A 16,690-nucleotide genomic window follows, 5' to 3' on the forward strand; every position below is an offset into this window, starting at 1 on the left:
AATAATAATGTTTAAATTTTGCACATTTTAGCGACGTAATTGCATGTTTTTAATGTGTTCGCGGCTAACCCATGGTGGAAGACAATGAAAGAAATCGTCATTATATTGCTGATTGTATTAGGTGTTTATCTCTATATGCGTACTCAAAAAGCGGCGCAAGCAGAGAAAGAGCAGGCAGCTAAGCGCGCAGAGGCGACGCAAGAAGTACCAGAGAGTGAGATGAAAGATATCACTCCAGAGGCAACAGAAGAGATATCGACTCCCACCGTCGAAGGTGTGAGTTTTGAGCCTAAGGTTGATCAGCAAGAAGAAGTGAAACAAGCTACTGTTAAGCCAGAGCCAGAGCCAGAGCCAGAGCCAGAGCCAGAGCCAGAGCCAGAGCCAGAGCCAAAAGCTGAAGTCGTTGTTGAACTTGAGGCTGATGTAAAAACAGTTGCTGAAGCAGAAATTAAAGCTGAGCCTGAAGTAAAAGCTGAAGCAGAGCCTGTTGTTGCTGAAACTGAGCCAGCTGTGACGGCGAAGTCCGTTGACCAGTCATGGGCCAATCCAAAATTAACTAAAGCCGTTGGCGAACTAGAGATTGCCGCAGACGCATCGGCGCAGCATATAGCTATCTCTGCAGTTATCGGCGAGTGTTACAAGCTGCGTAAGCAAAGTGAATACGTACAATACGGTGCAGGTTTATCTCAAAACTACCTTGAGATATTTGCGGCTTATGTCAAAGGCCTCAAGGCTGAAAATCCCGACGCCGAAGTAAAAGGGACTGCCATGATGCATCTGTCTACCTTGCTTAATGATAATGGCGAGTTCGACACTGCGATTGCCATCTGTAAGACGGCAATAGAATATGGCCTGACTGATGGCACGGTAACTGGATTCGAAGGGCGAATCACTCGTATAGAGAAAGCTAAGGCGAAAGCCAATAAATAGCTATAACCGCTAAAAATAATTAATCACTAACCAAGCTGTGTAGAATAAGCGCATTGGTTAGCAAAGAGGCGAACTCCCGACTTGCATTGGGACTTCGCCTTTTTATTTATTTAGCTGGCTTAGAATTAGTTATGAGGAGAGCTTGTATGAATTTTCGTTCGTTGTGTTTACTTGGTATGGCGTCAATAGGCTTAGTGGCTTGCACTCAGTCTCCTGAATGGACACTATTGTATTATCCAGATAGTCAAACTCAGCCCAGCGTTGAGCAGTCAGCCAGCTTTATTAATGGCTATTATGAAACTATCGAACAGTGCCATGCCAAAGGAAAAGGCCTAATCCGCTTAGAAGGCGATATTGGTGGTCACTATATTTGTGGTTATCAGTGTCAAGGCGATGGTCAGTCGCTGAGCTGTCAGAGTGTGATTGCTTCAGGAGGCTAGCCATTAAATACGCCTTGTCTCAGCCGAAATGTCTCAGTCGAAATTTAAAGCAATATAGGTGCGCCGTATGCGATTAAAACAAGACTTTTTTGAACAGCTGCCGGAATTCTATTCGCAAGTCTTTCCATTAGGCATTAGCGATCCGCACTGGCTAGCTTGGAGCCAAGATGCGGCGGAACTCATCGACCTAAAACAGCCCAGTGATGAGCTACTGCAGGGGCTATCTGGCAATGCGAGTATCGATGGTGCAAGTTATTATGCACAGGTCTACAGCGGCCACCAGTTTGGCGGTTACTCTCCTCAGCTGGGTGATGGTCGCTCAATCATCCTCGGTGAGGCTCTAGGGCCACAAGGCGCTTGGGATGTGGCTTTAAAAGGTGCAGGCCCAACACCTTACTCACGCCATGGCGATGGTCGCGCAGTGATGCGCTCAGCTGTGCGGGAGTTTTTAATCTCAGAAGCTCTGCATCACCTGCATATTCCTACAACCCGTGCATTAGCGGTTATTGGCTCAGATCTGCCCGTATGGCGTGAAACCCAAGAAACAGCGGCAATAACGGTACGCTTAGCTAAGAGTCATATTCGTTTCGGGCATTTTGAGTATTTTTGCCACAGTGAACGCGGTGCACCGGCAAAACTGAAGCAATTACTGGATTTCACCATCAGGCAGCATTACCCCGATTTAAGCTGTGATAGTGCAGGCTATAAGGCGTGGTTTATGCGAGTGGTGAGTGACACGGCTAAGATGATAGCTAATTGGCAGGCGATAGGTTTTGCCCACGGAGTCATGAACACTGATAATATGTCGATTCTTGGGGATACATTCGATTTCGGCCCGTTTGCCTTTCTAGACACCTTCAAAGAAGACTTTATCTGTAATCATTCGGATCCTGAAGGGCGTTATGCCTTTGGTCAGCAGCCGGGAATAGGGCTGTGGAACTTACAACGTTTAGCCCAGGCACTATCGCCCATCATAGCTTCAGATGATTTGATTGAGTCTCTGAATTTATATCAAGTGGAACTGGTTAGGCATTATTTAGTATTAATGCGCAGCAAGTTGGGGTTAATGACTTCTACAGAAGAAGTCGAGCAGGACGAACATGACTTAGCCTTGATTGGTGGCTTCACGGGTTTGATGGAGCGTAATCAGTTAGATCACACTAATACTTGGCGTCGATTTGGGCAACTGGATCCTAACTCTGAGAAGTCGTCTTTACGGGATGATTTTGTCGATTTAAATGGTTTCGACACTTGGTATCAAGCCTATCAGGCTCGACTCGGAAAAGTTGACGATGTAGGCCTGTGGCAGAGTGAGCGAAATAGCGTTAACCCTAAATACATTTTACGTAATTATTTAGCCCAAGAGGCGATAATTGCCGTCGAGCAAGGCGACTTGAAACCCTTGCAGCAGCTACAACATTTGCTACAAAGACCTTTCGACGAGCAGGTAGAGTTTGAAGGCATGGCCAAGCGACCGCCGGATTGGGGCCAAGGCTTAATTATGTCATGCAGTAGTTAAACTGCAGAGCTTGTCGTCATTAAAACAACAATAAGAGTAAATGAATGCAATTAACTTCAATTAAATTAGATCGCGAAACTCTGAGTTTAGCGGTGCAGGCTGATATTGATTTTGAGCAGTTTGAATCGTTTGCCGAGCCCTTTGCCAAAGCGCTGGATTGCCGTGTGGTTGAAAGGCAATGGGGTGCCGACCGCCATCAGTGGCTACTGGAGTTTGAAGGCACACACCTGCAGCTACACTATGAGTTTTATGGGGATATCTGCTGGTTATCGACAGATAGAGAAGATGAATACGAAGTTTTGGTTTATCTTGCCGAGTTAATGAAGCCTTATACCAATTAGTATTCTTAGTAGTAAACAGCACTAAATAAGCATGAATATATTTACAATTTGAAGGTCAATCTAGGCCTTCACCATTGAGCATAATCAAATGAATATCGATCCACCTAAGACGGTAATTGAGCAAGGCTCAGATTCGGCTTTTCACTATCAAGCCTTGACGCCAGACCTTATTTTAACCGCTATTGAAACTCTTGGGATCTATCCTGAAACCGGGCTGTTAGCACTCAATAGTTATGAGAACAGGGTTTATCAGTTCCGTTGTGACAGAGGCCAGCGCTATGTGGTTAAGTTTTACCGCCCTGAGCGCTGGAGCGATGAGCAGATCCAAGAGGAGCATGACTTTTCAGCCGCCCTTGCAGAGCAAGAGGTGCCCATTGCCACACCGGTGATAATTGACGGTAAGTCACTGCACGAGTATCAGGGCTTTAGATTTGCCCTGTTCCCCTCTATTGGTGGCCGTGCTTTTGAGGTCGATAATCTTGACCAGCTAGAGCAGGTAGGGCGTTTTATCGGCCGTATTCATCAATATTCAAAGCAGGCTAATTTTAAATACCGAGATGTGATGTCACCTAAATTATTGGGGGAAGAATCACTTGGTTGGCTTAAGTCATCAGGACACATTCCTGCCAGTTTAGAGCTGCCTTATTTTACTGTGGTGGAGCAGATCTTAGAAAAAGCCTCATCGCTATGGCTACCTGAGAGTTATCAAGCAATCAGGCTTCATGGCGATCTGCATCCTAGTAATATCTTATGGACACCGGATGGCCCGGGCTTTGTCGATCTCGATGACGCTAAAATGGGACCCGCAGTGCAGGATATTTGGATGATGCTCGCAGGAGATAGGCCGCAACAGCTTCTACAGCTCGAAGTCTTGCTAGAAGGCTATGAAGAATTCTGTGAATTCGATAGTCGCGAACTTAAGTTGATAGAGCCGCTTAGAGCGATGCGCATGTTACATTACAATGCGTGGCTCAGCCGTCGCTGGGGCGATCCAGCCTTTCCAATGAACTTCCCTTGGTTTGCTGAGGATAAGTATTGGGAGCAGCAAATTTTAGCCTTTAAAGAGCAGTTAGCGGTACTGGATGAAGCACCATTGAGTCTCATTCCTCAGTATTAATACTGCTGAAGACACTTATTTTGTAACAGAAAAATGAACTTTTGCGCTTGAGGTAGACTCGAAAGCACATTATGTTATGTCCAAATTATTAGCGTGATGCACGATTTGCATCGAGGGGAAGTTAAATGAAAAAAGCTCTACTAGTTGCATTTGCACTATTGATGGCACCTATGGCTGCAATGGCTGCTCAATACGAAGAAGGTGTACATTACACGGTCATTAACGAAGGTCCGGGTACCGCTAAGCCAGAGATTGCCGAGTTCTTCTCTTTCTATTGCCCACACTGCTACACCTTTGCTAAAGAGCAGGTGCCTAAAATCAAGGCAACACTTCCAGAAGGTGTGACTTTTAAGCAGAACCACGTTGAGTTTATCGGTCGTGAAATGGGTGTTGAGATGTCTCGTGCATTCGCCATCGCACACCAGTTAAAGATTGAAGAAAAGATGGAGCATGCTCTATTTTCTGCTATTCAAGATAAGAAGCAGCGTTTCACTAACCTTGATGATATTAAGGCGCTTTTTGTTGTTAATGGTGTAGAACCTAAAGCATTCGATGCGGCAGCTAACTCATTTATGGTTAACGCGCAGATGTCTAAGATGAAGCGTGACACTGAGAATGGCAAGATTGCAGGCGTACCTGCATTGGTGGTTAACGGTAAATACCGTGTTGAGACTGGTGCTATCAAGTCTTACCAAGAGCTACTCGACATCGCTTATTACCTAGCAACGCAAAAGTAATTTGCAGCGAAATAGATTAAAAGGAGCCTAAAGGCTCCTTTTTTTATGCATTTGATTGTCATAGATATTCCCAGGTTTCACCGCTTTTGATTTAAATTTTTACATTTTTTTGCTCAAAAAAATGAAACTCTCATGGTACAAATCGTGTCCAACAAATAACAACAAAGGTTGTCGGGAGGGTCTTATGAGAGTTTTTCCTGTCTATGCACCAAAACTTATCGTAAAGCATGCGCGCATTTTTCTGACTGGGGTGATCTGGGTGAAAGATCTAGGTCGACTAGAGTTTGATAAGGGGAGGTTTTTACTGCCAAGAAAAAGCCTGCCTAAAATTAAGCAGGCTATTTTAGAGCTCAATGAATTGATTGAGGCTCAGAATAACGAGATGCACACAGCATAGCGTTTGAAATTTATTAGTTTACTTCTTCGTTTAGTAGACCAACTAGGCCAGTCACTTTCTCATTCCAAGAGTTAAGTTCCTGCTGTAATTGTTGGTTCTGTTCAGACAGGCCAGTGCTTGTCTGCTTCTCTTCTTCAAGCTCCATTTTTAGTAGCTCGATAGTTTCTAGTGCGGCTTGGATTTTTGTTTCCAATTTCGATAATAATTCTAGGCTCATGGCGAGTCCCTTTGATAGCGAGATGATAGCTCCGATTCTAGCAGTGACGTGGCATTGCTGAATAGTTAATTATGCTAAATGAAGAAAAAATAGCCGATAAAATTGACAAAAATGTTTTTTTTTTGCACTTGTTGCTAAGTAGTTAGTATTCTTCTAATTATTTCCTATTGAATCCTGCCCATGTTGGATAATTTTCTGGTACTCATTCCGCTTCTGCTAACGCTGACTTTGGCTCTGTTATTGCGCAGAACCTTAGTGGCCCTGGGTGTCGGGATTGTCTCTGGTGCACTGATCTTAACCGAGTTCAATTTAACCCAGTCTGTCGTATATATGGCTGATAAAGCCTGGCTACAACTTTATCGTGATGGCCAATGGCAGACGTGGCACTTAAATGTGCTCGCAGCCATGGTATTGCTTGGGATGATGACTCAAGTATTGGCCCGCGGTGGGGCGGTTAAGTTATTTGCCGATTGGTTATATCACAGGATTAGTAGTGGTCGTCAGGCGCGGATCGGAGTGGTGCTGCTGGGTTGGCTGGTATTTATCGACGGCATATTCAGTTGTTTAGCCGTGGGTCATGTTTGTCAGCCCTTAAGTCAAAGATACAAGATGCCACCTGAGCAAATTGCTTATTTAGTCGATTCAAATGCTTCGCCTCTGTGTGCTTTATTACCATTTTCGAGTTGGGGCCCCTATGTGATGGCGATCTTGGCCGGGATAACCTTATTACCCCTTACGCCGCTAGAGTCTTTTATCGAAATGGCAAAAATAAATTTTTATGCGGTCACCGTGGTGTTGCTATCTTTGTTGGTTGCCTGGTTTGGTATTGGTTTTAATTCAGAATCAGCTCCGCTTCAAAGCAGTGAGCAAGTCGATGTTGGTAATCCATGGCTACTTGGACTGCCAATGGCCAGTTTGCTATTAGCTTCTATCGGCCTAACTTTATATTCGGGGGCGAGCAATGCTCAGGGAACAAGTCTTAGCGAGTGGATCTCTGCAGCCGATATAGGTGCTGCCATGCGTAATGCCTGCCTAATTGCCATCTCACTTGCTCTGTTGATGCTAAAGATAAGCGGCCGCAGTATCTCGTTATTATTGGCCGATCTCCTATCTGGATTGCGCTCAATGAGTTTCGCTATTTCTATCTTACTTTTTACTTGGATGATAGGCGCGGTGATTGCCGATCTTGGCGTGGCTAAGTTGCTCGCTGGCTGGGCAGAGCAATTTCTCTCGAAAGAGTTGCTCATTGCCGGTACTTTTTTATTGTGTGCAATAATGGCGTTTACCACAGGATCTAGCTGGGGAACCTTCGCAATAATGATCCCAATCGGGGCTGAAGTGGCATTAACCTTAGACCAAGCTCTGTTATTACCCGCGCTAAGTGCTGTGATGGCGGGTTCTGTATTTGGTGACCATTGCTCACCGATCTCCGACACCAGCGTGATCAGTGCGACCAGTTCTGGCTGTGCCCCTCATGATCACGTGGTCACGCAGTTGCCCTTTGCAATTATTGCTGCCTTGAGCTCAGTGCTTGGCTTTCAACTTATTAACCTAGATGTGTCGGTATTTTGGACTTGGCTAGCGGTGATTGTGACTGCGCTGACGCTATTAGCTGGTTATCAAAAGTTTAATCAAAGTGAGCGATTATCCCTATCAGCATAGCTGTCACTTAGTGGGTTATCGCATAGCAAAAAGCCGCCAACTAACTTGGTTAGTTGGCGGCTTTTCTAGAGGCCGCAGCGCTTAGAAACGGTAGTCAACTGATAGGTAAAGCTGTTGGCTATCGTTTAATGAGGCGCTTTCTGAGCCAGCAACTACACCGTTATATGGCGTTGGCTGAGCACCACTTACATCGTAATCTTGCTTTAGGTAGCGGTAACCGATCTCGGTGCTCACCTTGTCGTTAATCTTATACATTAGACCTGTTTGACCACCCCAAACAAAGCGATTTTTTGAATCTAGCGAGCTAGCGTCTGGGCTGATGTGGTTCATACCTGCCGTCGCACCAATAAACCAATTCAGTTTGTTGCTGTCACCTAGTCCAACTAAGTAGTCGTAAGACATTAAGAAGCTTTGCTGACGGCTAAGGTCATCTGAGTTGTAAGAGTAAGTACCGTAAACACGGTTAGCATCATTTAAGTAAACACCTGCTCTGACTTCATAGATGACGTTGTTTTCGGTTTCTTTCAGATGTTCAGTTTGAGAGCCACCCTCAATTGGGTTTTGTAATTCAGGGTCATAAGAGCCTTTGTAAGTGTTTTGCTGTGCGCCAACACCGCCACCAATGAACCAGTCTGCAGCCATAGTTGGTGCCGAGATTGCTGTTGCCATTACAGATGCTAAGATAAGTGATTTAGTTTTCATGTTGTGCTCCCACACTAGATAAATTGTTTAGGTGTTGCGTTTTGTTGGACACATCATAGGGGGGACTAGCTGAATAATAACTGAATGATATTAACGATCGATGATGTTGATTATTTTGCTATAAAGGCGGTAAGCACTAATTGGTAAGTTATTGAAAATTTATTAATTAGCTAATTCATACTATATAAATAAGTCGAATAGGCTTGTCACCTAATGGCAAGTTAATAAAAGTTGAGGTCACAATGGAATTGGTCTTTATTCATGGATGGAGTGTAACCCATACAGACACTTATGCTCAGCTACCACAGGCATTAGTTAAGCTGCTGGGGGATGAGATAAACCTGACTATTCGCCATATCCATCTAGGCCGATATATCAGCTTCGATGACGCTGTTCGGTTGACTGATATCGCCAAAGCTTTCAATGATGCACGGCTCGAGCTGCTAGGTGAAAAGCCTTTTGCGGTGATAGCTCACTCTACTGGGGGACCGGTTATTCGGCAGTGGCTGCAAACATTTTTTAGTGGCGATAACTTTGCCCGTTGCCCGCTAACTCACTTAATTATGCTGGCTCCAGCTAATCACGGTTCGGCCTTAGCACAGTTAGGAAAGTCGCGAGTCGGTCGTATCAAGAGCTTTTTTTCCGGGGTGGAGCCGGGGCAAGGGATCTTAGATTGGTTAGAACTAGGTAGTGATGGCCAGTATGATTTGAATCGATATTGGCTGGACAATTTCAGCCTCAATGGCCCTTTGCCATTTGTGCTTACAGGTGAGGCTATCGACAGCCAGTTCTATGATTATCTTAATAGCTATACCGGTGAGGAAGGCTCTGACGGAGTAGTGCGGGTGGCATCGGCTAACCTTAACTTTTCACACCTGTTGCTAACCGAAACCGCGCACACTTGCGAGGGCTTTGACAAGCGTTGCATTGCAGCACTTAAGTTGAGCCAGCACTCCATAGCTAGCCAGCAAACGGCCTTCGAAGTGATAAAAAGTGCCAGCCATAGTGGTAGCAGAAAAGGCATTATGGGCTCAGTAACAGTCCGCAATGCAAAAAATAAATCTGTGGTGCAGCGTATCGCTCAATGTTTGAAGGTGACTAACCCTCAGCAATATCGACAGCTCGCCAATGAGATGAGTCAAGCAAACTCAATTAAGCGTAAACCTAGGGCTTGCATGCTGGTGGTCAGAGTGACCGACGATACCGGGCTGCCTATAGAAGATTTCGATATATTATTACTCTCTGGGCCCAAGTTCGTTCCCGGTGAGTTTAGCAAAGGTTTTATGCTTGATAAGCAGAAAAACCATACCAATAAGCATGTGCTGACGTTCTACTTTAATGCCGATAAGTTAGCTAAGGTTCGTGAGGGTAAAATCGGTTTTAGAGTCGAGCCTAGGCCCAATAGTGGTATGTGTTATTACCATAGTGCAGAGTTTCAATCCGAAACTAATCAGGTTCATGATTTGCTGCAGGCCGACCAAACGACCATGGTGGATATCATACTTAATCGGCAGATTAACCCTAAAGTTTTTAGTTTAGTGCCACCTGATCTGGCGGGGGATTTTTCTCAGTTAGTAAATAATTAAGAATTATAAATGACTTTAGCTAAGGCTATGGCGGATATCGACTTTATCACTAGTGTTACGCCACTTGGCAGGTTATGATTCTTTATTGTTGGAGTTTTGGCTCTAATTTATTGCATAAACAGGGGCTATTTCAGATTGACTTCAGCTTGCTGAGTGATAATTAACCTAAGTTATTAGTGTTCTGTTATTGCTTTCGGCTAAACATCCCCATTGATACTCAAAAGACGATTTTATTTTTCTAGTAAAGGTTCATTCTATACATGCTTAAAGCAACCCATTTCCTTGCAGCACTTTTAGTGCTGTTTTTTGTTTCTCCGGTTCAATCACAATCAATCGAGCGAGAGCCACAAAAACCACGTTACGACAGAACGTTTCCAATCTGGGCCCAAGAGGCAATAGATTTAGGCCATGAGTTACCTAAGCCTTATGGTTTTTCAGTCAATTACATGACTATGGACCAACCTCTAGTTGTCGATTCCGTTGGCTTCTCAGGCCTTCCAATAGGGCTAGATGACATATTAAGTATCAAGGGTAGTGAAGCGGTACAGGACTCTGAAACTCTCACATTTAGAGGCGATATGTGGGTACTCCCCTTTTTGAATCTGTACGGCGTTATTGGCCATACCAAAGGTAGTAGCGTTGCCAATGTGAAGCTAGAGGCGGACCTAACTGAAGTGTTACCGCCGATATATTGCAAGTTCAACCCTTGTAATGTCAGCAGTCCGGCATTCGATTTCGTATTGGACTTTAAAGGCACCACCTATGGTGTCGGCGGCACCTTAGTTGGCGGTATCGACAATTGGTTTGCCTTACTGGATGTCAATTACACCAATACTCGACTCAATATTCTCGATGGCGAGATCAGCTCTATTGTGGTGTCTCCTCGTGCAGGTTACCGCACCAGTTACAACAACCATGATATTCAAATCTGGGTGGGTGCCATGTATCAAAACGTGGAGCAAACATTCAGTGGTTACTTACGTGATATCGGCTTTCCCCTTGGTGATGCCAAGTTTGAGGTTAACCAGCACCTAGAAGATAAGTGGAACGGTTTAATTGGCAGTCAGGTGGGATTGACCAAGAACGTTGATCTGCTAATGGAGTTTGGTATTGGCACCCGTAGTAGCTTTATGATGAGCCTAGGTTACCGTTTTTAACAGCTCGTTTATAAAGTCCGTTTTAAAGACATTTGAGGTGAAGATGCGCCATATCTCTCTATTGCTATTGACGCTATTTATGACCGCATGTTCCGCGGTGGATATTGTCGATTCTCGCGAGCAGTCAGCACTGCAAAAGGCCGGGTTTGAGCAGAGCAAGCTCAGCCTCAAAGAAGGCGGTGAGCTTAACTATTGGCAGGCTGGCGAGGGCAAAACAGTATTACTGATCCATGGTTTTGGTGGTACAGCCGTAACCAGTTGGCAGCAGGTGATGCTTGAGCTTAGTCAAGATTATCGCGTCATTGCCCCAGATCTTGCCTGGTTTGGGCAGTCGGTTAGCCATGGTAGGCCAAGCCTAGCGACTCAATCACAAGCGGTTATGCAGCTGATCGACTTTCTTGCTTTGGATAAGGTCAATGTGGTGGGGATCTCTTACGGCGGCTTCGTCACCTTCGATCTGATGATTAACGAACCTAAAGTCGATAAAGCAGTATTGTTGGCAAGTCCTGGAGTGCTGTTTTCAGACGATGATTTACAACTGATGAATCAGCGTTTTGAGGTCGACGATCCAAGCGCTATCTTTGTGCCTGAAACGCCAAAGCAGATGCGGCGCCTGCTCGATGCCACTTTTGTCGACTTTCCATGGTATCCGGGTTTTATCGACTCGAGTATTTTCGATAAATACTTTGCAGGCTACTTGAATGAAAAGCGACAGCTGATCGCAGGGCTGCCCGCTGATAGAGACCGTATTGCCGCTAATATCTCGGTCGACTCACTCCCCCCTAGTGTGTTGATCTGGGGCGAGAATGATAAAGTCTTTCCGCTGGCATCGGGTATTCAGCTGGCTGACTACCTAGCAGCGCCAATCGTGGTGATCCCCCAAGGTGCTCACGGGATCAGTAATGACTACCCCAAGATTGTCAGTCAGACCATTAAGGCCTTTGTACAATGATGACCAGCCGTTCCCCTGTCGCTAGACTGATGTATGGCACGGTTAGTACTGTAGCCATTATGCTGTTGAGCGCTTGTAGTAGTAACGATTGGCAGGTGCGTGCGCTGCCGAGCGATATCGCCATCGGTGCAGCGCTCGACAGTGAGCCAGATCCTGCACTGTTAAGTGCCATTGAATTACAAGACTTACCCTTAATTAGCATACCCGAGGCGGTGCGGCCTTGCTGCGCCTTTGGCAACTCACAGAAGGTAAAAGTGGGCTCGTTGCAGGTGCCTTTTTTTCGTTATGCTAACACCTTAGCCGTCGACAGAGTTGGGCCTCATGCCTATGAGGCAGGCACCTTTAGTTTTCAAAAAGATGCTCCCAATGGCAGCCGAGGCACAGAGAATAATGGTCAGATGTATACGCTGCAAGGTGGCTTTATCGATTTAGCCCATGTACGCGATACCGCAGATAATGCCATCGCACTGTTTTACCACATCTATCCAAAGCTTGGGCAGCAACAAACGATCCCATTACCCGATGAGATAGGCTCCAGAGTTATCGAGCTTAGCGAGTTTGATACCTCGCAATTAAGTGCAAGACAACGTTGGGAAGTGGCGGCGGCGATGTCGGTAAGGCTGGCTTACTTTATGGCAGAGGCCCATGAAATCGCCCAGTGGCATGGATATCGTAGTTGGGCACCTTGGTCCGAAACCGTGTCGGCCTACTCGCCTGAAGATCTGTACTCCAATATGCTCGGTGCCAAAATCGCACTGGCGCTGATTAACAATAATCTGGCGATGAATAAAGAGCTGTATAACCAGCATATGAGCCAATGGTTAACGGCGACGCTTAACTGGTTGGAGCCGGTGTCGATTGAGCATACTAATGCACTATTTGATGTGATCGATGGCGATTGGTGGGACTCGAACCAAGCGCTGCCGAGTAAGTTTATGTTACTCAAGCGCCATTACCAATTAGGTGATAAGCAGTCACCTTACTTAGTACCAAAAGCAACGGCTCAGGCTCATGCTAAATGGCCTGAAGTAGAAGCGCTCTATGGGTCTCAACATCAGCCGCATCACCTTTCCTTGAGCAATAGCATCTATGGAATCGACATCGATGCCGTTGCCCAGCAAAAGCTTGTTGTTGCCGATAAATATAAAGCCAGCTTTAAGCATATTCCAGCCGAGCTTTGGCAAGATGGCTTTACTCAGGCTGACTTTAATCTGATCAGTCAATACAACCAGAGGCAGGATGAAATAGAGCTGCGTCAGCATCAAAATCGAGATGAGGCGAATCAAGCCGTGACAGAGCAGGAGCCGCAATGACAGCAAGAAACAGCAGAGCGGTTTTAATGTCTTGGTCGACTCGGTTTGCACTGATATTGGCTTGTAGCACTACGCCTGTCTTGGCGAAAGAAACTGCACAGCAAGATATTGATCTTGATAAGGCGGCAGAAATCGCTCAGGTGGCAGATGAAGCGCCAGATGATAAGGCGTCTCAAGGCTGGCTAGAAGACTTCTTGCAAACCCTAGGCGCCGACGGTGAATTCGATCCCAATAAACTGATCGATTTTAGCTATTTACCGGGACCATTTTATAACCCAGAGATGGATCTAGGTGTGGGGATCTCGGCGGTCGGCTTATATCAATATGATCCAGATGACGAGGTAAGTCAGTTATCCTCGTTAGTGATCAATGGCCTTGCCTCGACTAATGGTGCATTGGGCGTTGCAGTGGCAAACAAGACCTTTATTAATCAAGACCAACAGCGTTTCTATCTTAATGCTGAAGTCTACGATGCTCCGGATGTTTTCTATGGTGTGGGCTACGATAGTAACCACCAAGAGGGCAATCGGGTAGAGTTCAATCAGCGTATTATCTCGATAAATCCTATGCTGCTACAGCGGATGAGCCCCACCAGTTTTGTCGGTATAGGTTTTGATTTCAGCTATGCCGATGCTAGCAAGATTAACTTGTTAGACTCGGATGTGGATACCGATATTCTTGATGAGAGCTCTCGCAGTGTCGGCTTAAATTTACTGCTTAATCACGACAGTCGAGACAATGTACTCAACCCGCAGTCGGGGCGTATTTTAGAGATAGACGCGACTTTTTATCGCCAGTACCTAGGCAGTAAAACCGATTTTGATATCTACAATGCGCTATATAGTGAATATATGCAGACTGGGCGCGGTGAGGATATCTTAGCTTGGCAGATGCGAGGGCGTTTCACTAGTGGCGATGTGCCATGGGATCAGCTGTCAAAAGCAGGTGGTGGCGATTTGCTTCGCGGCTATACATCAGGGCGCTACCGAGATAAACAGATGCTGATGACACAAATAGAGTACCGCTTAAATCTGCCTGGGCGCCATGGTATGGTGTTTTGGGGCGGTGCAGGTGTGATTGCTGATGATATAAGCGAGTTCGATGGCAATAAAATCCTACCCAATGGCGGTATTGGCTATCGCTTTGAGGTTAAACCAAGAGTGAACCTAAGGCTAGATATGGCTTGGGGAGATGGTGACAGTGGTTTTTATTTTAACGTCAACGAAGCGTTTTAATACTCTTAACCATAGCTGCAATGGCGAAATACAAATATAGCTAATACCAATTGGTATAACAGCAAAAAAGGGCTCAGATGAGCCCTTTTTATTGACTAATAAGCTTACTTCTTGAAGATAGCTTCGTTAGTGCCGTATGGGCCTAAGTTTAGGTCACGTTTACGGATCTCATCAACGCGGTCGAATGCTTCTTCTGCTACGCGTAGGTTTTTAACGTCTTTACGCCAGTAGTACTTAAAGCCGTTGAAGTTTGCATTGTTCGGGTACCAGTACATTACACCTAGGCCTTTATCAGACATGATTGGTGTGTTGTGAATAGTCGCACCCGGAATGTAGAAGTACTGGCCTGTACCTAGCTTCTTGAACTGGTTATCAGCAAGAGTTTGGCCTTCACCGTTTACGACGTAGTAACACTCTGGCTGGCCATGGAAGTGTGGTGCGTGGTCTGATTTGCCACCGTCTGTAATACCAATAACAACTGGACTATCTGACAGCTCTTTCCAGATGTAGCCAACAGGTGATTTTGACTTATCACAATCTTGAATTTCAAGTACGTTGCCATCGTCATCTAATGACTTACAGAATTGCTGATCTTTAGCAATGCTGTTGTTTGCTTGGATAGTCGTGAAATCAATTTCACCCGCTTCCCATGCAGCGATATACGCTTCAACCTCAGGGTTGCTACACTGCTCAGGCATAGTGTCCTGTGGCGAGTACGGGGTGCTGTCGTATGGCACTGGCGTCATCTGCTGGTACGGTAGTTGGGCGTGGTCGCACTGTGGACCTTGAGCAAATGCAGCTGTAGAAGTTAGTGCGGCGATGCCGAACATCATTTTTAATTTCATCATTCTCATCCTATTTTTTAGCTGATGCAGCTAAAGCTGCGATATTGTGCTCGTTTTAACGGGCTTGAACTAACAATAAAGTGATAATTACTGCGTAAAGTTGAAATGGATCACGCAGCGTTTTTAGCAGCAAACTTATTCGTGAACTCGGTCGCGAATAATCTTTTCTTCGTAACTTCTTAAATGTGAAACTGCAGGCTCAATTGGGCGTAATTTGAGGCCCCTTGCGGTGCAGTTACTTCCGAATACGGGCTTATTCCGTCATCAATTTGATAGCGGCCAAGCTCAAAACCCAGGGCTAAAACAGGCGTTAGATTGGTGAATAAATTGACTCCAGCATGGAAGCGTTTTGTTTGCTCTTCTTCGGTGATGGTGTGGCCATAGAATAGGCTAGAACGTGTGCGCTCAGTCCAGAAGTGTCGATAAGCAAACATGGCAGAGGTTGTGGTTTCTATTTCGCCATTGATCATATCTCTGGCAGCATCAGTGCCCACGTAGCGACCCAAATTACCGTAGTGAAGTTGCAGGCGAACATCGTTTTTACCATAGGTTTTAAGCTTGGCGGCGACAGACACTCCAGCGCCGAATTGTGCCGTGTCTTGTGGGTCTAAATAGCGCAGCAGGCTCGATACCGATACATTGCCCCAATCGCCTTGTTGATCGAATCTAATCACTGCATCAGGGACATAGTCATTGCTGGTGTCGACCCACTTCTTATCGGCCGCTGTATTGCTAGTCTGGGCGCTACTCGCTTGGGTACCGTAGGTATAGGGGTTTTCCAATGCAAATTGCCAATTCTCGGTGCTGTAACGAACTAATGCTTGGCGCACCATCGCTTGGCCGACCAGCGGCCCACCTAGGTCTGCGGTCTCGGCAAAAGCGCTAGTATTGACCATGGTTGACCAGGTTTGCCCTGCGGTGACATCTTTATATTGAATATAGGCATGCCTTAGGCGCGGGCTATAGGAGTTAGAAAATGCGGCATTACCTTGCGCCGAGCCAGAAAAGTCAATCTCTGCAAAGCCTTTCACTTCACCGTGAGTGATGCCAACATTAAAACGGCTTTCGGCGGCACTGAATTGCGTGCGTTTAGCCGAGTCGGTGACGAGTCCACCACCAGTCCAGCTATCCTGAAAGGCAATATTGCCATCCACATAACGAGCGTTGGCTTTAATAAAACCGCCAAAATGATATTCGCTTGCCATTGATGGCAGCGAGTAAGCGCCAATAAAGCAAACATAAATAGAGATTCTAGTAATCGGTTTCATAGTTCTTTCTTGTAGGGGAAGGGGAAAAAAGCCCTAGTACATTGAATGCTAAGGGCGTGATCCATCGAGGTGACAGTAAGCAGGGATACTGTACCCGGTCCAATAGTTGGGCGAATCTAAGATGTAAATGGAGAGACAGAAGCGAAGTGAGAGCAGCTTAGCTTCTGTCGATAACGCTAATTAACCTTGTTAGCTTTGTTAATGATCTCTGCGTGTTCCAGTGCTTGAATCATTGGCAAGCGCTAACGTAATAGCTGAAAGTTCAACAGCTA

The 16,690-nt window shown here is 45.8% G+C and carries 17 protein-coding genes; 13 read left to right on the forward strand and 4 right to left on the reverse strand.

What is annotated here, in order from left to right; genetic code table 11:
* Nucleotides 1-84: 84 nt before the first annotated feature.
* From K5Q73_RS11535 to K5Q73_RS11565, 7 genes are all read left to right on the forward strand, one after another.
* Nucleotides 85-930, forward strand: a complete 846-nt coding sequence (locus K5Q73_RS11535; protein WP_220765427.1) for a hypothetical protein — start codon at nucleotides 85-87, stop codon at nucleotides 928-930.
* Between the two features lie 146 nt (nucleotides 931-1,076).
* Nucleotides 1,077-1,370 carry a hypothetical protein gene (locus K5Q73_RS11540; RefSeq protein WP_220765426.1) on the forward strand — a complete coding sequence of 98 codons (294 nt, stop codon included), beginning with the start codon at nucleotides 1,077-1,079 and terminating at the stop codon, nucleotides 1,368-1,370.
* Nucleotides 1,371-1,437: 67 nt separating this feature from the next.
* Entirely contained in the window at nucleotides 1,438-2,889 is a 1,452-nt protein-coding gene (locus K5Q73_RS11545) for a YdiU family protein (RefSeq protein ID WP_220765425.1), read from the forward strand.
* A 44-nt stretch (nucleotides 2,890-2,933) separates the two neighbouring features.
* On the forward strand, nucleotides 2,934-3,230 hold the full coding sequence (locus K5Q73_RS11550; protein WP_220765424.1) for a DUF3630 family protein: 297 nt from the start codon (nucleotides 2,934-2,936) through the stop codon (nucleotides 3,228-3,230).
* Nucleotides 3,231-3,318: 88 nt separating this feature from the next.
* A complete protein-coding gene (locus tag K5Q73_RS11555) occupies nucleotides 3,319-4,347 on the forward strand; it encodes a serine/threonine protein kinase (RefSeq protein WP_220765423.1) in 1,029 nt (342 codons plus the stop codon).
* Nucleotides 4,348-4,472: 125 nt separating this feature from the next.
* A complete protein-coding gene (locus tag K5Q73_RS11560) occupies nucleotides 4,473-5,084 on the forward strand; it encodes a thiol:disulfide interchange protein DsbA/DsbL (protein WP_220765422.1) in 612 nt (203 codons plus the stop codon).
* 184 nt (nucleotides 5,085-5,268) lie between these two features.
* Nucleotides 5,269-5,481, forward strand: a complete 213-nt coding sequence (locus K5Q73_RS11565) for a DUF1107 domain-containing protein (RefSeq protein ID WP_220765421.1) — start codon at nucleotides 5,269-5,271, stop codon at nucleotides 5,479-5,481.
* Nucleotides 5,482-5,494: 13 nt separating this feature from the next.
* Here the strand turns inward: K5Q73_RS11565 and zapB are convergent, their stop codons facing one another.
* A complete protein-coding gene (zapB, locus tag K5Q73_RS11570; protein WP_220765420.1) occupies nucleotides 5,495-5,698 on the reverse strand; it encodes a cell division protein ZapB in 204 nt (67 codons plus the stop codon).
* Between the two features lie 180 nt (nucleotides 5,699-5,878).
* On the opposite strand from zapB, the gene K5Q73_RS11575 reads away from it, so the two are divergent.
* A complete protein-coding gene (locus K5Q73_RS11575; protein WP_220765419.1) occupies nucleotides 5,879-7,360 on the forward strand; it encodes a Na+/H+ antiporter NhaC family protein in 1,482 nt (493 codons plus the stop codon).
* A gap of 81 nt (nucleotides 7,361-7,441) precedes the next feature.
* Here K5Q73_RS11575 and K5Q73_RS11580 read toward each other — a convergent pair whose 3' ends face one another.
* On the reverse strand, nucleotides 7,442-8,062 hold the full coding sequence (locus tag K5Q73_RS11580; RefSeq protein ID WP_220765418.1) for an outer membrane beta-barrel protein: 621 nt from the start codon (nucleotides 8,060-8,062) through the stop codon (nucleotides 7,442-7,444).
* A 242-nt stretch (nucleotides 8,063-8,304) separates the two neighbouring features.
* On the opposite strand from K5Q73_RS11580, the gene K5Q73_RS11585 reads away from it, so the two are divergent.
* The 5 genes from K5Q73_RS11585 to K5Q73_RS11605 all read left to right on the forward strand — a co-directional run bounded on the left by K5Q73_RS11585 (nucleotide 8,305) and on the right by K5Q73_RS11605 (nucleotide 14,305).
* The gene (locus tag K5Q73_RS11585) at nucleotides 8,305-9,648 is read left to right on the forward strand and encodes a triacylglycerol lipase (RefSeq protein WP_220765417.1); all 1,344 of its coding nucleotides are present in this window, start codon (nucleotides 8,305-8,307) and stop codon (nucleotides 9,646-9,648) included.
* Between the two features lie 260 nt (nucleotides 9,649-9,908).
* Nucleotides 9,909-10,805, forward strand: coding sequence for a virulence protein (locus tag K5Q73_RS11590; protein ID WP_220765416.1), 897 nt, complete (start codon nucleotides 9,909-9,911; stop codon nucleotides 10,803-10,805).
* 43 nt (nucleotides 10,806-10,848) lie between these two features.
* Nucleotides 10,849-11,757, forward strand: coding sequence for an alpha/beta fold hydrolase (locus K5Q73_RS11595; RefSeq protein WP_220765415.1), 909 nt, complete (start codon nucleotides 10,849-10,851; stop codon nucleotides 11,755-11,757).
* Nucleotides 11,754-13,070: a DUF4056 domain-containing protein gene (locus K5Q73_RS11600; RefSeq protein ID WP_308443289.1), complete on the forward strand. Its 1,317-nt coding sequence runs from the start codon at nucleotides 11,754-11,756 to the stop codon at nucleotides 13,068-13,070. Before K5Q73_RS11595 ends, K5Q73_RS11600 begins: the two co-directional genes overlap by 4 nt.
* The gene (locus K5Q73_RS11605; protein ID WP_220765414.1) at nucleotides 13,067-14,305 is read left to right on the forward strand and encodes a BamA/TamA family outer membrane protein; all 1,239 of its coding nucleotides are present in this window, start codon (nucleotides 13,067-13,069) and stop codon (nucleotides 14,303-14,305) included. Before K5Q73_RS11600 ends, K5Q73_RS11605 begins: the two co-directional genes overlap by 4 nt.
* A gap of 104 nt (nucleotides 14,306-14,409) precedes the next feature.
* On the opposite strand, the gene K5Q73_RS11610 is transcribed toward K5Q73_RS11605, so the two are convergent.
* Complete coding sequence (locus K5Q73_RS11610) at nucleotides 14,410-15,153, reverse strand: cupin domain-containing protein (protein WP_220765413.1); 744 nt, start codon at nucleotides 15,151-15,153, stop codon at nucleotides 14,410-14,412.
* 176 nt (nucleotides 15,154-15,329) lie between these two features.
* Nucleotides 15,330-16,418 (reverse strand): DcaP family trimeric outer membrane transporter, encoded by a 1,089-nt coding sequence (locus K5Q73_RS11615; RefSeq protein WP_220765412.1) that lies wholly within the window; start codon nucleotides 16,416-16,418, stop codon nucleotides 15,330-15,332.
* Between the last annotated feature and the right edge of the window lie 272 nt (nucleotides 16,419-16,690).

This window comes from Shewanella sp. MBTL60-112-B2 (assembly GCF_019655055.1).
Taxonomy (GTDB): Bacteria; Pseudomonadota; Gammaproteobacteria; order Enterobacterales; family Shewanellaceae; genus Shewanella.

What these genes read in the sequence shown, in the direction of transcription:
- K5Q73_RS11535 (WP_220765427.1), top strand. Translation starts at nt 85, where the DNA reads ATGAAAGAAATCGTCATTATATTGCTGATTGTATTAGGTGTTTATCTC.
- K5Q73_RS11540 (WP_220765426.1), top strand. Translation starts at nt 1,077, where the DNA reads ATGAATTTTCGTTCGTTGTGTTTACTTGGTATGGCGTCAATAGGCTTA.
- K5Q73_RS11545 (WP_220765425.1), top strand. Translation starts at nt 1,438, where the DNA reads ATGCGATTAAAACAAGACTTTTTTGAACAGCTGCCGGAATTCTATTCG.
- K5Q73_RS11550 (WP_220765424.1), top strand. Translation starts at nt 2,934, where the DNA reads ATGCAATTAACTTCAATTAAATTAGATCGCGAAACTCTGAGTTTAGCG.
- K5Q73_RS11555 (WP_220765423.1), top strand. Translation starts at nt 3,319, where the DNA reads ATGAATATCGATCCACCTAAGACGGTAATTGAGCAAGGCTCAGATTCG.
- K5Q73_RS11560 (WP_220765422.1), top strand. Translation starts at nt 4,473, where the DNA reads ATGAAAAAAGCTCTACTAGTTGCATTTGCACTATTGATGGCACCTATG.
- K5Q73_RS11565 (WP_220765421.1), top strand. Translation starts at nt 5,269, where the DNA reads ATGAGAGTTTTTCCTGTCTATGCACCAAAACTTATCGTAAAGCATGCG.
- zapB (WP_220765420.1), bottom strand. Translation starts at nt 5,698, where the DNA reads ATGAGCCTAGAATTATTATCGAAATTGGAAACAAAAATCCAAGCCGCA.
- K5Q73_RS11575 (WP_220765419.1), top strand. Translation starts at nt 5,879, where the DNA reads ATGTTGGATAATTTTCTGGTACTCATTCCGCTTCTGCTAACGCTGACT.
- K5Q73_RS11580 (WP_220765418.1), bottom strand. Translation starts at nt 8,062, where the DNA reads ATGAAAACTAAATCACTTATCTTAGCATCTGTAATGGCAACAGCAATC.
- K5Q73_RS11585 (WP_220765417.1), top strand. Translation starts at nt 8,305, where the DNA reads ATGGAATTGGTCTTTATTCATGGATGGAGTGTAACCCATACAGACACT.
- K5Q73_RS11590 (WP_220765416.1), top strand. Translation starts at nt 9,909, where the DNA reads ATGCTTAAAGCAACCCATTTCCTTGCAGCACTTTTAGTGCTGTTTTTT.
- K5Q73_RS11595 (WP_220765415.1), top strand. Translation starts at nt 10,849, where the DNA reads ATGCGCCATATCTCTCTATTGCTATTGACGCTATTTATGACCGCATGT.
- K5Q73_RS11600 (WP_308443289.1), top strand. Translation starts at nt 11,754, where the DNA reads ATGATGACCAGCCGTTCCCCTGTCGCTAGACTGATGTATGGCACGGTT.
- K5Q73_RS11605 (WP_220765414.1), top strand. Translation starts at nt 13,067, where the DNA reads ATGACAGCAAGAAACAGCAGAGCGGTTTTAATGTCTTGGTCGACTCGG.
- K5Q73_RS11610 (WP_220765413.1), bottom strand. Translation starts at nt 15,153, where the DNA reads ATGATGAAATTAAAAATGATGTTCGGCATCGCCGCACTAACTTCTACA.
- K5Q73_RS11615 (WP_220765412.1), bottom strand. Translation starts at nt 16,418, where the DNA reads ATGAAACCGATTACTAGAATCTCTATTTATGTTTGCTTTATTGGCGCT.